At 70.7% G+C, this 14,162-nt stretch carries 14 protein-coding genes; 10 read left to right on the top strand and 4 right to left on the bottom strand.

Going from position 1 to position 14,162, the window contains the following annotated elements; all coding sequences use genetic code 11:
* The first annotated feature begins 639 nt into the window (after window positions 1-639).
* Together ACPPVO_RS58005 and thpR are read left to right on the top strand one after the other, a co-directional pair.
* Window positions 640-1,227 carry a hypothetical protein gene (locus ACPPVO_RS58005; protein WP_426508351.1) on the top strand — a complete coding sequence of 196 codons (588 nt, stop codon included), beginning with the start codon at window positions 640-642 and terminating at the stop codon, window positions 1,225-1,227.
* 20 nt (window positions 1,228-1,247) lie between these two features.
* Window positions 1,248-1,808: an RNA 2',3'-cyclic phosphodiesterase gene (gene thpR, locus ACPPVO_RS58000; RefSeq protein WP_426508349.1), complete on the top strand. Its 561-nt coding sequence runs from the start codon at window positions 1,248-1,250 to the stop codon at window positions 1,806-1,808.
* A 45-nt stretch (window positions 1,809-1,853) separates the two neighbouring features.
* Here thpR and ACPPVO_RS57995 read toward each other — a convergent pair whose 3' ends face one another.
* From ACPPVO_RS57995 to ACPPVO_RS57980, 4 genes are all read right to left on the bottom strand, one after another.
* Window positions 1,854-2,840 (bottom strand): aldo/keto reductase, encoded by a 987-nt coding sequence (locus ACPPVO_RS57995; RefSeq protein WP_360375366.1) that lies wholly within the window; start codon window positions 2,838-2,840, stop codon window positions 1,854-1,856.
* A 14-nt stretch (window positions 2,841-2,854) separates the two neighbouring features.
* Window positions 2,855-3,940, bottom strand: a complete 1,086-nt coding sequence (sepH, locus tag ACPPVO_RS57990) for a septation protein SepH (RefSeq protein ID WP_426508348.1) — start codon at window positions 3,938-3,940, stop codon at window positions 2,855-2,857.
* 106 nt (window positions 3,941-4,046) lie between these two features.
* Entirely contained in the window at window positions 4,047-5,165 is a 1,119-nt protein-coding gene (gene serC, locus ACPPVO_RS57985; protein WP_426508346.1) for a phosphoserine transaminase, read from the bottom strand.
* A gap of 180 nt (window positions 5,166-5,345) precedes the next feature.
* Window positions 5,346-6,452, bottom strand: coding sequence for a citrate synthase 2 (locus ACPPVO_RS57980; RefSeq protein ID WP_360375372.1), 1,107 nt, complete (start codon window positions 6,450-6,452; stop codon window positions 5,346-5,348).
* 180 nt (window positions 6,453-6,632) lie between these two features.
* Between ACPPVO_RS57980 and pdxH the strand changes: the two genes are divergently transcribed.
* From pdxH to ACPPVO_RS57940, 8 genes are all read left to right on the top strand, one after another.
* Window positions 6,633-7,250 carry a pyridoxamine 5'-phosphate oxidase gene (gene pdxH / locus ACPPVO_RS57975; protein ID WP_426508344.1) on the top strand — a complete coding sequence of 206 codons (618 nt, stop codon included), beginning with the start codon at window positions 6,633-6,635 and terminating at the stop codon, window positions 7,248-7,250.
* A gap of 59 nt (window positions 7,251-7,309) precedes the next feature.
* The gene (locus ACPPVO_RS57970) at window positions 7,310-8,524 is read left to right on the top strand and encodes an MFS transporter (RefSeq protein WP_426514901.1); all 1,215 of its coding nucleotides are present in this window, start codon (window positions 7,310-7,312) and stop codon (window positions 8,522-8,524) included.
* A gap of 17 nt (window positions 8,525-8,541) precedes the next feature.
* On the top strand, window positions 8,542-9,477 hold the full coding sequence (locus ACPPVO_RS57965; RefSeq protein WP_360375378.1) for an aldose 1-epimerase family protein: 936 nt from the start codon (window positions 8,542-8,544) through the stop codon (window positions 9,475-9,477).
* Between the two features lie 10 nt (window positions 9,478-9,487).
* Window positions 9,488-10,105 (top strand): nitroreductase family protein, encoded by a 618-nt coding sequence (locus ACPPVO_RS57960; RefSeq protein ID WP_426508342.1) that lies wholly within the window; start codon window positions 9,488-9,490, stop codon window positions 10,103-10,105.
* A 57-nt stretch (window positions 10,106-10,162) separates the two neighbouring features.
* Window positions 10,163-10,453 carry a type II toxin-antitoxin system VapB family antitoxin gene (locus ACPPVO_RS57955; RefSeq protein ID WP_426508340.1) on the top strand — a complete coding sequence of 97 codons (291 nt, stop codon included), beginning with the start codon at window positions 10,163-10,165 and terminating at the stop codon, window positions 10,451-10,453.
* 180 nt (window positions 10,454-10,633) lie between these two features.
* A complete protein-coding gene (locus tag ACPPVO_RS57950; RefSeq protein WP_426508338.1) occupies window positions 10,634-11,806 on the top strand; it encodes an acyl-CoA dehydrogenase family protein in 1,173 nt (390 codons plus the stop codon).
* A 73-nt stretch (window positions 11,807-11,879) separates the two neighbouring features.
* Entirely contained in the window at window positions 11,880-12,674 is a 795-nt protein-coding gene (locus ACPPVO_RS57945) for a DUF4230 domain-containing protein (RefSeq protein WP_426508336.1), read from the top strand.
* Window positions 12,675-12,835: 161 nt separating this feature from the next.
* Window positions 12,836-14,158: an ABC transporter ATP-binding protein gene (locus ACPPVO_RS57940; RefSeq protein WP_426508335.1), complete on the top strand. Its 1,323-nt coding sequence runs from the start codon at window positions 12,836-12,838 to the stop codon at window positions 14,156-14,158.
* The last annotated feature ends 4 nt before the right edge of the window (window positions 14,159-14,162 follow it).

Here is a 14,162-nt window from a genome sequence, read left to right as displayed (position 1 = left end):
GGCCTGCTCAACCGGCGGAATCAACAGGACCGGGCTTTCGGTCCGCTCAGTCGATGGCACCGGCCCAGCTGGCGCAAGGGCAGCCATCGAACGCTGCTCGTAGGCCGCCCTCACCTCCGCCGCCCGTCGCGCGAAGCTCGCATACCCCGCCGCCTCGCTGCCGTATTCGCGTCGCAGCTTCTCCGCATACCGCCGCCGAAGCCCCCAGTAGCGACGCTCCGCATGCTCCCGCCGAAACGCATCCCGAGAAGGCGACCAATTTCGCGCCCGAGTCCGATTCCGCATAGCAGCCACTTGCGCCCGACTAAACAAAGATATCTGCCAGACCACAAAACAATTATCCCAACCCACCCCGGACTACGCTGCCCCACTTCATATAGCGCACAAATCCGGGGCCACCGAATGACGACCCGCACGAACCCGCCGGAAACCAGCGGCCAAGAGGCATAACCGCACGCAACAACGAGCAGGGACCACGCTTACCCATTGCGGGAGCGCAAGCTCCCGCCACCATCGGCCGAGCGTCGTTGGGCAGCCCCCAGTCCAAGTAAGCCCACGAGCGACCACCGCGGACAGGTTGGCGCGGCGAAGGTCGGCAAATCGGTGGCGATCGTTCCCCTGTGAGCTTAGTCTCATATCGTGGGCGTGTTGCACGGCCTGCTGGTGGCCGGGGTCATTGGGCTGATCGCCGTGGCTCCGTGTCTTGTCTGTGTGCTGCTCATGTCGGCCGATGAAGTGTTCGCTCGCGGGTGGGAGCGGGTCCTCAAGGTGTTGCCCCAAGGCGTTCGGCGGCGGATCGAGGAGCGGTCTCGGCGGCGGGGTGAAGAGCGTGTCGCTGAGCATCGGTGGGGGGCGCGCGGTCGGGAGTTGCGCGGTGGTGGGTGGTTGCGGCGGCGGTGGGTGATCGGCCGCGTCGGGCGTGGTGTTGACCAGGTTGTCGGTGCCCGTGGGGCTCGGGCCGTCGGGCCGCCGATCGAGCAGGTTGCCGGGGATCTTCGGCGGCTCAATCGGCTTCGGGAGAGTGTGGCCACGCGGTCTCGGGTGTGGTTCGTTGCGGTGCAGGAAGCGTATGACGAAGGGTTGCACACGGCGTGTGCGCAGCTTGGCATCGAGGAGCACCTCGACGAGGTCTCCGGGATCGATCTCGAGCTCGAGCGGCTCCGGGTCGAGGGGGAGCTGCAGCGAGCCGGCCTGGTGCTCCGTAACACCAGCGCGCAACCGAGGTGAGCAGGGAGACAAGGCAAAGCGTGAGCAGGGTGTTCATGGCGGTCTACCCGCCGGTCGAGGTGCGGGAGCACTTCAAGCGCATGGTTGACGGGCTGGCGGTGGCGCGGCCGCGGGAGAAGTCAGTTCGGCTCGCGCCGCCCGAGCGGTGGCATCTCACGGTCGCGTTCATCGGGGACGTCGAGGACGAGGACGCCGCCGGGGAGGCTTTGCTCGAGCTCGGAGAGGTCGAGGCGCCCACCGTGCGCATCGCGGGCGGGAAGACGATCGGGCGCAAGCAGTTCAAGCATCTCGTCGCCGGGGTCGAGAGCGACGACGGGGGGATCGCGCTGCGGCGGCTGGGGGACGCGGTGCGCAAGGCGTTGCGCCGGCGCCGGCTGCCGTTCGACCGGCGGGACTGGCAGCCGCACGTGACGATCGCTCGGCCCGGGGAGCTGGTCGGGGCCGAGGAGCTGGCGATGGATCTCGAGCATCTCGCCGCGTACCGCTCGCCCGAGTGGCGGCTCGACGAGGTACGACTGATGCGCAGTCGCCTTGGGCCCCAGCCCGAGTATGACGTCATCAGGACCGTCGGTCTGCAATGAAAACGGCGCCGGTCCCGGCTGGGACCGACGCCGAAGACAAACGAGCTACCAGGCCCAGGCCTCCGGGCCGGGGCCGCCCTTGCCCACGGGCGGGAAGATCTCGTCCAGCCGGTCCAGCGTCGCCTGCGACAGCTCCAGCGACAGCGCGCCCAGCGTGCTGTCCAGCTGCTCGAGCGTGCGCGGGCCGATGATCGGGGCCGTCACGCCGTCCTGGGCCAGGAGCCAGGCCAGGGCCAGGTTGGACGGGTCGGCGCCCAGCTCGGCCGCGAGCTTCTCGAACTGCTCGATCGCGCCGCGGTGCTTCTCCAGGTCTTCGGCGGAGCGGCCCTCGCCGCTGCGGCCGGCCGCGCCCGCGGCGATCTTCGCCAGGGCGCCGCTCAGCAGGCCGCCGTGCAGCGGGGACCACGGGATGACGCCGAGGCCGTACTGGCGGGCGGCCGGCAGCACCTCGAGCTCGACCGTGCGGGCCATGAGGTTGTAGATGCACTGCTCGGCGACGAGGCCCAGGAAGTGGCGCGCCTTCGCCGACTCCTGCGCGGCCGCGATGTGCCAGCCGGCGAAGTTGGAGGACCCGACGTACAACACCTTGCCCTGGGCGACGAGGAGCTCCATCGCCTGCCAGATCTCCTCCCAGGGCGTGCTGCGGGAGATGTGGTGCATCTGGTACACGTCGATGTAGTCGGTCTGCAGGCGCCGCAGGGACGCGTTGGCCTCGGCGACGATGTGCCGCGCGGAGAGGCCCTGGCCGTTGGGCCACTCCTGCATCTTGCCGTAGACCTTGGTGGCCAGCACGACCTTCTCGCGCCGGCCACCGCCCTGGGCGAACCAGTTGCCGATGATGTTCTCGGTGATGCCCTCGCCGGTCTTCCAGCCGTACACGTTCGCGGTGTCGAAGAAGTTGATGCCGTGCTCCAGCGCGCGGTCCATGATCGCGAAGCTGTCGGGTTCGGTGGTCTTCGGCCCGAAGTTCATGGTGCCCAGGCAGAGCCGGCTGACGGACAGGCCGGTGCGCCCGAGGTTGGTGTACTCCATGGACACCAACCTACTCAGGAAGTCTCCCGGGCCGCCGGGGCGCCGCCGAAGAGCACGTCGTCCCAGCTGGGCAGGCGCTTGCGCGGCTTCTCGTTGGCCGCCGAGGGCTGCTCGACCACGCCCGCCGCCGAGGTCGTGTTGCGCCGCGGGCGCAGAACGGCCAGCGAGGGTACCGCCGGCACCTCCTTGGCCTGGTCGGTGTCCTCGTCGAACGGGGAGCGGCCGATCAGCGCGGCGGCCCCGCGGGCGCGGCTCTCGTGCTTGGCCGGCGGCGTGACGACCGGGGCCGCCTCGTCGCCCGGCTGCGAGCCGAGCGGGCGGTCCAGCGAGGCCAGCAGCGCGTCGCGCCCGGCGCGGATCGGGTCGTTGCCCAGCGTCCGGCCGCCGGGGCGGCGCTCCGGCGCGGACGGGCGCATGGGCTCGTGGCCGCCGCCGCGCACCGAGTCGGTGCGCAGGCCGAGGTCGCCGCGGCTGGTCTCGCCGCGGCTGGGCAGCGCGCGCTCGGGCGCGGGCGGCTCCGCCCCGAGGGCGTTGGGGCCGCGCTCGGTGCACAGGTACTGCGCCATGTCGTCGTGCGGCGCGACCAGCTGCCGGGCCTTGTCCAGCTCCCAGACGGCCTGGGCCGTCGCCTTGCCGCTGGGCCAGGTCGCGGTGATGCGCCACGTGCCGTCCTCGCGGCGGTACGCGTCCCAGGAGATCTTCTCCGTGTCGATGCCGTGCTGGCCGAGGCGCGTGTCGACGACCTCGGCCAGGGACGAGCCCCGCTCCGAGGTCTTCAGCCGCGTCCGCCGGGCGTGCTGGGCGAGCATGGCCCGCTCCTGCAGCACCGGGCCCGCGTAGCGCAGCACCCGGTCGACGGGCACGCCGGCGACCCGCGCGACCTCCTCGGCCGACTCGCCGGAGCGGATGCGGGCCTGGATGTCGCGCGGCGCGAGCTGCGACGAGCCGGTCTCGGGCGTGCTGGTCGGGTGGCTGTGGTCGGCGCGCAGGGCACCGTGGACACGGTCATCGATGGGCAGCGCCAGCAGTCGCCCAACCTCGTCGGCAAGAACGAACGCCTGGCCGTCCTCCGAGAGGGCGACGAATCGCACAGGCCGCATCGCGTGCCTCCGTCCCACCCGCATCAGGCGCCATCGGCCGGCGCCTTCCGGTCACAGTACGGCAACCCTAGCTGGCGCCACGTGCGCCGCGCCGACAAAAAGCAGATCAGAGCCGTTCGATCACGTGGTCGATGCACACGGTCAGCGCCTCCACGTCCGCCGGGTCGACGCCCGGGAACATCGCGACGCGCAGCTGGTTGCGGCCCAGCTTGCGGTACGGCTCCGTGTCCACGATCCCGTTCGCGCGCAGCGCCTTGGAGATCGCCGTCGCGTCGATCGAGTCAACGAAGTCGATCGTGCCGACCACGTTGGAGCGGACCGCCGGGTCGGCGACGAACGGGGTCGCCACGCTGGAGCGCTCGGCCCAGCCGTACAGCAGCGCCGCCGACTCCTCGCTGCGCTTGGCGGCGAAGGAGAGCCCGCCGCCGGCCAGCATCCAGTCGACCTGCTCGGCGGCGATGAAGATGGTGGCCAGGGCCGGGGTGTTGTAGGTCTGCTCGAGCCGCGAGTTGTCGATGGCGGTCTGCAGGTCGAGGAAGTCGGGGATGTAGCGGCCCGACTCCTTGATCTCCGCGGCCCGCGCGATGGCGGCCGGCGACATGAGGGCGATCCACAGGCCGCCGTCGGAGCCGAAGCCCTTCTGCGGCGCGAAGTAGTACACGTCCGTCTGGCTGACGTCGACGTCGAGCCCGCCTGCGCCCGACGTCCCGTCGGTCAGGTGCAAAGAGCCGGCGTCGGTACCGCTCAGCCGCTGCACCGGCACCGCGACGCCCGTCGAGGTCTCGTTGTGGGGCGAGCAGTACGCGTCGACGCCCTCCTCGGCACGCAGGAACGCGCCGGTGCCCGGGTCGGCCTTGACCACGGTCGGCTCGCCCAGGAACGGGGCCTTCTTGGCCGCCGAGGCGAACTTGGCGCCGAACTCGCCGAAGCTGGCGAACTGGGCCCGGTCCCGGATCAGGCCGAAGACCGCGACCTCCCAGAACGCGGTGCTGCCGCCGTTGCCGAGCACCACCTCGTAGCCCTCGGGCAGGCTGAACAGCTCGGCGAGGCCGCGGCGCAGCCGGGCGACCTGGTCGCGGACCGGCTTCTGGCGGTGGCTCGTCCCCATCCACGTCGAGGCGACGCCGGCGAGGGCCTGCAGGGCCTCGGGCCGCACCTTGCTCGGGCCGGAGCCGAAGCGGCCGTCCTTGGGCTTGATCTCGTCGGGGATGCGGATTTCAGCCATGTGAGTACTCCGGGGTGCGGCGGGCGAGCGGGTACCTCGCGGATCCTGCCACCTTCCGCGCCGCACCCCCGGAAAAATTAACCTTCGTCACACGCGCCTCCTCCGCTTCGCTCCGGCGGCGCGCAATGGCTGTGTTCATGGTGCAGCGGCCCCTCCGCTTCGCTCCGGACCGCTACACGGTCAGACGCCGTGGGTGACCTTGTCCCACCCCTCGACGTCCTGCGGCTTGCGCGGGGCCGGCCCGACGTACGTCGCCGACGGCCGCACCAGCCGGCCCAGGTCCTTCTGCTCGAGGATGTGCGCGCTCCACCCGGCCACGCGGGCGCAGGTGAACATCGACGTGAACATGTGCGCCGGTACCTCGGCGAAGTCCAGGACGACGGCCGACCAGAACTCCACGTTGGTGGCGAGCACGCGGTCGGGGCGACGGCTGTGCAGCTCGGCCAGCGCGGCCTTCTCCAGCGCCTCGGCGACCTGGAAGCGGGGGGCGCTGAGCTCCTTGGCGGTGCGGCGCAGCACACGGGCGCGGGGGTCCTCGGCCCGGTACACGCGGTGCCCGAAGCCCATCAGGCGCTCGCCGCGGTCGAGCACGCTCTTGACGTAACCCTCGGCGTCACCGCTGCGCTCGACCGCCTCGATCATGCCGAGCACCCGCGACGGCGCGCCGCCGTGCAGCGGGCCGGACAGGGCACCGATCCCCGAGGAGATGCAGGCGGCCGCGTCGGCGCCGGTGGAGGCGACCACGCGGGCGGTGAACGTGGAGGCGTTCATGCCGTGCTCGGCGGCGGAGATGAAGTACGCGTCGACGGCCTTGACGTGCCGCGGGTCGGGGTCGCCCCGCCAGCGGCGCATGAACCGCTCGACGATGGTCTCGGCCTTGTCGATCTCCTTCTGCGGCACGGCCGGCAGCCCGAGGCCGCGGGCCGCCTGGGCGACGAAGGAGAGCGCGGTGACGCTGACCCGGGCCAGGTCCTCGCGGGCCTGCGGGGTCTCGATGTCCAGCAGCTGGCCCAGGCCCCAGTACGGGGCGAGCATGGCGACCGCGGACTGCACGTCGACGCGGATGTCGCCGGAGTGGACGGGCACGGGGAACGGCTCGGCGGGCGGCAGGCCGGGGCCGAACTTCCCGTCGACCAGCAATGCCCAAACGTTGCCGAAGGACACCTGGCCGATGAGATCCTCGATGTCGACGCCGCGATAGCGCAGGGCGCCGCCTTCCTTGTCGGGCTCAGCGATCTGCGATTCGAAGGCGATCACGCCCTCGAGTCCCGGCTTGAAATCGGACATGACGCACTCCTGCATGAAATCGGGGTGTCAACCTCCAGCCATCTTCGCCCAGGAGCGTGGCGACTGCCGACTGAACGTTGGCTCAAATGTGTCCTGCACGACACATCTTCACGCAAATCCGATCCTCGGAGGAAGGATGTGAGCGTGACACCCAGCACATCACCGCAAGATTTGTCCCGCATGCGCACCGAGTACACCGGCGAACTGGCCGAGGAAAAGCTCGCCGCTTCGTGGTTCGACCAATTCGCCACCTGGTTCGCCGATGCCCTCGAGGCCGGCCTTCCCGAGCCGAACGCGATGCTGCTGGCCACCGCCACGGCGGAGGGCCGGCCGTCCGCGCGCACGGTGCTGCTCAAGGGGTACGACCAGCGCGGTTTCACGTTCTTCACGAACTACGACTCGCGCAAGGGACACGATCTTGCGGGGAACCCGCGGGCGACGCTCGTCTTCCCCTGGTACCACCTCCACCGCCAGGTCATCGTGGGCGGAACGGTCACGAAGATCCCGCGGGAGGAGACCGAGGAGTACTTCGCGGTGCGCCCGCGCGGGGCCCAGCTCGGCGCCTGGGCGAGCCCCCAGTCGACGGTGATCGGCTCCCGGGCCGACATCGAGGGCTGGCTGGCGGCGGCCGAGCGCCGCTTCGGCGACGGGCCGATCGAGGCGCCGCCGCACTGGGGCGGGTTCCGGGTCGCCCCGGACGAGGTCGAGTTCTGGCAGGGTCGGGCGAGCCGTCTGCACGACCGGCTGCGGTACGTCACCGCGGACGGCGTCACCCGGGTCGAGCGGCTCGCGCCGTGACCGCGGTCGAGGACGAACATCAGCAGACCGAGCATCAGCAGACCGAGCGCAAGGGGTGGCTGCGCCGGCACGCGATCGACATCCGGCCGCTGCGCCACAGCGCGTACCGCCGCATCTTCGTCGGCAACGCGGTGTCCTTCTTCGGCGTGCAGTTCACCGCCGTCGCCGTACCCGTGCAGGTCTACGCCATCACGAAGTCCTCGCTGTGGGTCGGCGTGGCCAGCTTCGTCGGCCTCGTCCCGCTCATCGTCTTCTCGATCTGGGGCGGCGCCATCGCCGACGCCTACGACCGGCGCAAGGTGCTGCTGACCAGCTCGGTCCTGATGTGGCTGACCACGCTCGGGCTGCTGGTCCAGGCCGTGCTGCACCTGAACAACGCCTGGCTGATGCTCGCGCTCATCGCCGCCCAGTCGGCCGCGTTCGGCGTCAACAGCCCGGTGCGCCAGGCGATCATCCCGTCGCTGGTCGGCTCCGAGGAGGTGGCCTCGGCCAACACGCTGGGCTTCACCGTGTCGAACGTGGCCGCGATCGGCGGCCCGGTCGGGGCCGGCATCATCATCGCCGCGCTCGACTTCTCGGCCGCCTACGCGGTCGACGCCGTGCTGTTCACGGTGGTGCTGTGGGCCACGCTGCGCCTGCCCGCCCTGCCCCCCACCGGCGAGAAACAGTCGGCCGGCCTGCGCGACATCGGCGTGGGGCTGCGCTTCCTGGCCGGGCACCGCCTGATCCTGCTCACGTTCGCCATCGACATCGCCGCGATGGTGCTGGCCATGCCCAAGGCGCTGTTCCCGGTCGTCGCCGACGAGCGCTTCGGGGCGGCCTCGCTGGGCTGGCTGTACTCCTCGATCGCGATCGGCGCCGTGCTGGCCGGGCTCACGTCGGGCTGGATCAACCGGGTGCACCGCCGCGGTGTGGCGCTCGTGGGCGCCGTCGTCGGCTGGGGGCTCGCGGTCGCGGCGGCCGGGGCGGTGCCATGGCTGTGGGCGTGTGTAGCTTTCATGGCATTGGCCGGGGCGGCGGACATGATCAGCGGGGTGTACCGCCAGACCGTGCTCCTCAGCGCGCCCGACGAGATGCGCGGCCGGCTCCAGGGCGTCTTCTTCGCCGTGGTCGCCGGAGGTCCACGTCTGGGTGACCTTCGGGCCGGATCGGTGGCCGACGTGGCGGGCTCGACGTTCTCCTGGGTCGCCGGCGGCATCGCGGCCGCCGTGGTGGCGGTGCTGCTCGCGGCGGCGTTCCCGGTGCTCCTCCGCTACACCGACTCGACGGGGTGACGATATTGTCACTGACCATGGAAACCGCCGCCGCCGCGCAGCTACAGCAGGCGCCCTCGGGTACACAGTGGACGATCCGCTCCGGCGGCCAGGAGGCCGTCATCGTGGAGGTGGGCGGTGGCGTCCGCACCTTCACCTCGGATGGGCGCGACGTCGTCTCCGGCTATGAGGAGCGCGAGCACGCCGTCGGCAGCGCCGGGCAGGTGCTGGCCCCGTGGCCGAACCGGATCCGCGACGGGCAGTACGCGTTCGAGGGTGAGCACTACCAGCTGCCGCTCACCGAGCCGGAGCGGCACAATGCCATCCACGGGCTCGTGAACTGGACGCGCTGGACCGCCGTGGACGTCGCCGAGGACCGCGTGACCGTCGAGCACGACATCGTGCCCCAGCCCGGGTACCGGTGGCCGCTGCGCCTGCGCACCACCTGGTCGGTGAGCGAGGACGGCCTGCGCGCCGAGCACGAGGTGACGAACAACGGCGGCACCGCGGCCCCGTTCGGGCTCGCCACGCACCCGTACGTCCTCGTGCCGGGCGTGCCGGTGGACGACCTGACCCTGCGCGTTCCGGCCCGCAGCCGCGTCCTCGTCGACGTGCGCCTGCTGCCCATCGGCGCGGCGAGGGTGACGGGCACCGAGTACGACTTCGTGGAGGGCCGCCGGCTCGGCGCCACCGTGCTCGACACGGCCTTCGGCGACGTGGACGCCGGCCCGGACGGCGGCTCGGAGGTGGAGATCACCGCGCCCGACGGCCGCGGGGTGACCGTCTGGGCCGACGCCGCCTTCACCTGGTGGCAGGTGTACTCCTCCGACACGCTCCCGACCGACCGGCTGCGCAAGGCCCTGGCGATCGAGCCGATGACCTGCCCGCCGGACGCCTTCCGCTCCGGCCGCGACGTGGTGATCCTCGAGCCCGGTTCGACCTGGCGCGGCACGTGGGGAATTCGCGCGATCTAGGCTGCACTTCGTGGAGCTTTCCGAGGTGATCCGCCGGCGGCGGATGGTGCGCAACTACGACCCCGACCGTCCTGTGCCGGCGGAGGCCGTCGAGCGGCTGCTCGGCTACGCCACCCACGCTCCGTCGGCGGGCTTCTCCCAGGGCTGGGAGTTCCTGCTGCTCGACACCCCCGGGGACGTCGAGCGGTTCTGGACCGTCACGACGCCCGAGGAGCAGCCGCCGACGGGCTGGATGGAGGGCATGACCAAGGCGCCCGTCATCGTCGTGCCGCTGAGCCACCGCGACGCCTACCTCGACCGTTACGCACAGCCGGACAAGGGCTGGACCGACCGCGACGAGGCCCGGTGGCCGGTGCCCTACTGGCACATCGACACCGGGATGGCGAGCCTGCTCGTGCTGCTCGGCGCGGTCGACGAGGGCCTGGGGGCGTGCTTCTTCGGCATCACCCCGGACCGGATCCCGCAGTTCCGGGCCGAGTTCGGGGTCCCGGAGGCGTACACCCCGATCGGGGCCATGACCATCGGTTTCCGCGCGCAGGACAAGAAGTCGCCGTCGCTCAAGCGGGGCCGGCGGGAGTCACCGAGCGTCACGCACCGCGGCAACTGGGGTAACCGGCCGGGCTCGTGAGGCGGTTCTTGTCGCACCCAGTCGGTACCCTGGCACGGTCAGGGGGGTGACGCGTTCATGATCTTCAAGGCGGTCCGGGAGGGTCGGCCGTATCCGGAGCATGGGCTCACGCTGAAACAGTGGTCCGAGATCCCGCCGCGGCCGGTGCGGCTCGACCAGCTCATCACCACCAAGCGGGAGCTGGCGCTCGACCACCTGCTCGCGGAGGACTCGACGTTCTACGGCGACCTGTTCCCGCACGTCGTGCTGTGGGACGGCGGGCTCTACCTGGAGGACGGGCTGCATCGGGCGCTGCGTGCGGCCCTGCAGCAGCGAACCTCGATCCACGCCAGAGTCTTGCAGGCATAGCGCCTGCTTCATGGCTGAGGCCGGGCTGCGGTGGGCCCAGATTCCGCCTGCGCACGGCCCGCGAAGGCCCGGTTACAACACCGGTAGCCGGGCCTCCGCGGGCCGCACGCAGCCGAAATCTGGGCTCCGCCTCGCTCCGGCCCCAGTCATGAAGCAGGCGCTGTGCATATTCTTGGGGGCGTGACGACACCGGCGCGCCCCCTCGACCTGCTCGACATCGACGGACTGCACTCCGAGGAGGAGCTGGCGATCCGGGCGCTGGTGCGCCGGGTCGTCGACGACCACGTCCGGCCCAACGTGGCCGAGTGGTACGAGCGGGGTGTCGTGCCCGTCCGGGAGCTGGCCAAGGAGCTGGCCGGGGTCGGGCTGCTCGGCATGCACCTGGAGGGCTACGGGTGCGCCGGGGCGAGCGCCGTGGCCTACGGGCTGGCGTGCCTGGAGCTCGAGGCCGGCGACTCCGGCGTGCGCAGCCTGGTGTCGGTGCAGGGGTCGCTGGCGATGTTCGCGATCTGGAAGTTCGGGTCCGAGGAGCAGAAGGCCGAGTGGCTGCCCCGGATGGCGACCGGCGACGCGATCGGCTGCTTCGGGCTCACCGAGCCCGATCACGGCTCCGACCCGGCCTCGATGACGACCCGGGCCCGGCGCGACGGCGACGACTGGGTGCTCAGCGGCGGCAAGATGTGGATCACCAATGCTCCCGTCGCGGACGTGGCGGTGGTGTGGGCGCGCACCGACGACGGGGTGAGCGGTTTTGCGGTACCGACGCAGACGCCCGGATTCAGCGCGCGCGAGGTGCACCACAAGCTCTCGCTGCGGGCCTCCTGCACCGGGCAGATCTTCCTCGACGAGGTCCGGCTGCCCGCCTCGGCCCAGCTGCCCCTGGCGCGCGGGCTGAAGGCGCCGCTGTCGTGCCTTACCGAGGCGCGCTACGGCATCGTGTGGGGCGCCCTGGGGGCGGCCCGTGACAGCCTCCACACCGCGCTGGACTACGCCGGCGCCCGGGAGCAGTTCGGCCGGCCGATCGCCGGGTTCCAGCTGACCCAGGCCAAGCTCGCCGACGCGGCGGTGGAGCTGCAGAAGGGGTACCTGCTGGCGCTGCACCTGGGCCGCCTGGCCGACGCCGGGAAGCTGCGCCCCGAGCAGGTCAGCGTGGGCAAGCTCAACAACGTGCGCGAGGCGATCGGCATCGCCCGGCAGTGCCGCACGATCCTCGGGGCCAACGGGATCAGCGCGGAGTACCCGGTCATGCGCCACGCCGCCAACCTGGAGACGGTGCTCACGTACGAAGGAACCTCGGAGATCCATCAGCTGGTCATCGGCCAGCGCCTGACGGGACTCGCCGCGTTCGGCTGAGATCGATTCGCGGGGCTTTACCGTGCCCCTTACCGTTGTCGGTAGGTAGATCCTCCGCCATCCAGGAGTCAGCATGGCCGACAGCGAAGAGTCGAAGACCTCCGAGTACCCGGAGGTCACGTCTGGTCCTGGAAAAAGCCTGGAGATAGGCGACCGCCTCGATCCGCGCGATGACCGGGAGCCTCGTAGCACCGAGCCGCCCCAGCCGGTGATCCTGAAGCAGGGCGGCGGCGCGATGCGCGGGCTGTTCTGGCTCGTGGCCGCCATCGGCCTGGTCGTCGCGCTCGTGCTCGGCGCCAAGACCATCGGGCTGTTCCCCGGCCTGAAGAACCCGTTCGCCCAGGAGCAGACCGACCGCTCCGGCCCCGCGCTGCTCAAGTCCGTGCAGGACCTCAACCAGTTCGTCGCGGCCGAGGGCAACTTCCAGGTCATCGTCGATGTGCAGAAGGACCGCAAGTACATCCCGGACTTCCTGCTCAATGAGCGCATCCTGTTCGTGGCGGCGGGGTCGGTCGAGGTGTACGTCGACTTCTCCAGCATCGGCCAGGGGGCGGTCAAGGAGTCCGAGGACCGCCGCACGGCCGAGATCACGCTGCCCGCCCCGCAGCTGCGGCCGGTCCGGATCGACAACGACCACAGTTACGTGTATCAAGAGGAGCGCGGCGTCTTCAACCGCATCGGCGACGCGTTCAGTTCGGACCCGAACCGTCTCCAGGAGGTCTACAAGCTCGCCGAGCAGAAGATCGGTGACGCCGCCAAGGACGCCGGCCTGCAGAAACGCGCCGAGGACAACACGCGCAAGATGCTGCAGCAGTTCCTGGGAGCCCTCGGCTACACATCGGTCACAGTGAACTTCCCCGCCGGGTGACCCCGGAGGGCCACCAGGAAACTTTCGCGACTGTAATTGCGCGGTAACGCGTTGAACACTGGTCATTTACCCGATGGACCAACTTGCGTGCGCCTCATCACAGTATTTGACTCGGGGTAACTGGCCGAACCGCGAATTGCTGACCTGGGGTGGAGGTGACGGTGGCTACCGTCGCACTCAAAGATGTTATGAAGGTTTTCGCCGACGGCACGGTTGCCGTCGACCGAGTGAACCTGGATGTGGGACAGGGCGAGTTCATGGTGCTGCTCGGTCCCAGCGGCTGCGGGAAGTCGACGCTGCTGCGCATGGTGGCCGGGCTGGAGGACCCCACCTCCGGCGCGATCATCATGGACGGGGAACTGGCCAACGACCTGCCGCCGCGGGAGCGGGGGGTCGCGATGGTCTTCCAGGACTTCGCTCTCTATCCGCACATGACCGTGGGCGAGAACATCGGGTTCCCGCTGCGGCTGTCCGGTATCGAGCCCGAGCCGCGGGCCGAGCAGGTCGCGGAGGTGGCCAGCGCGCTGGGCATCGGCGACGTGCTCGCGCGCAAGCCCGGGCAGCTCTCCGGTGGTCAGCGCCAGCGCGTTGCGATGGGGCGGGCCATAGTGCGGCGGCCGAAGCTGTTCCTCATGGATGAGCCGCTGTCCAACCTGGACAGCGGTCTGCGCGCCGAGCTACGGGCCGAGATCTCGGGCCTGGTGCGGGAGCTGGGCGTCACGACGATCTACGTCACGCACGACCAGGCCGAGGCGCTCACCATGGCCGACCGGGTCGCGATCCTGCGCAAGGGCGTCCTGCAGGACGTGGGCACGCCGACGCAGGTGTACGGCCGCCCGGCCACCCTCTACGTGGCCGCCTTCCTGGGCAGCCCGCGGATGAACCTGCTCGAGGCCGAGGTGTACGTCCACCTCGACCGCCACATCGCGCTGCACATGGGCGACCAGGTGCTGCACCTGCCGTGGAACGACCTGCGCTCGCGTCAGGTCGCGCACTTCCATGGCGAGCGCATCGTCATCGGGGTGCGGGCGGAGGCGTTGACCCCGGTGCCGGACTCGACCACGGGTGACGTGCTGAGGGGCCGCATCCGGTACCTCGAGCACCACGGTCACGAGTCGCTGGCGTTCCTGGACATCGGCGCGACCGCCGTGATCGTCGACGAGATCGGCAAGCCGCCGACCGACGTCCCGATCAACGGCGGCGGCCTGCGCCGGTTCGTCACCAAGCTCACCGGGCGTGGTGGCGAGGACGAGCTCGTCGGGGCCGGCGTCAACGGCCGCGGCGGCACCCAGCGCCGCCAGCAGAACCGCGAGAGCGTGCTGAGCGACCCGGGCCGGCACCACCGGCGCCCGGCCGAACTGGCCGTGCGTCTGGCGCCGTACCCGAATGTCACGCATGGTCATCCCTTGACCGTCGCTGTGCGCATGGAAGCTCTGCACTTTTTCGACGAAAGGGGACAACGCATCGACGTGGGGTGGCGCTGAGTGA

Origin of the sequence: Dactylosporangium sp. McL0621 (genome assembly GCF_049995355.1) — a bacterium.
Taxonomy (GTDB): Bacteria; Actinomycetota; Actinomycetes; order Mycobacteriales; family Micromonosporaceae; genus Dactylosporangium.
Note: the sequence above shows the minus strand (reverse complement) of the source record. Positions and strands in the feature narration are given on the sequence as shown.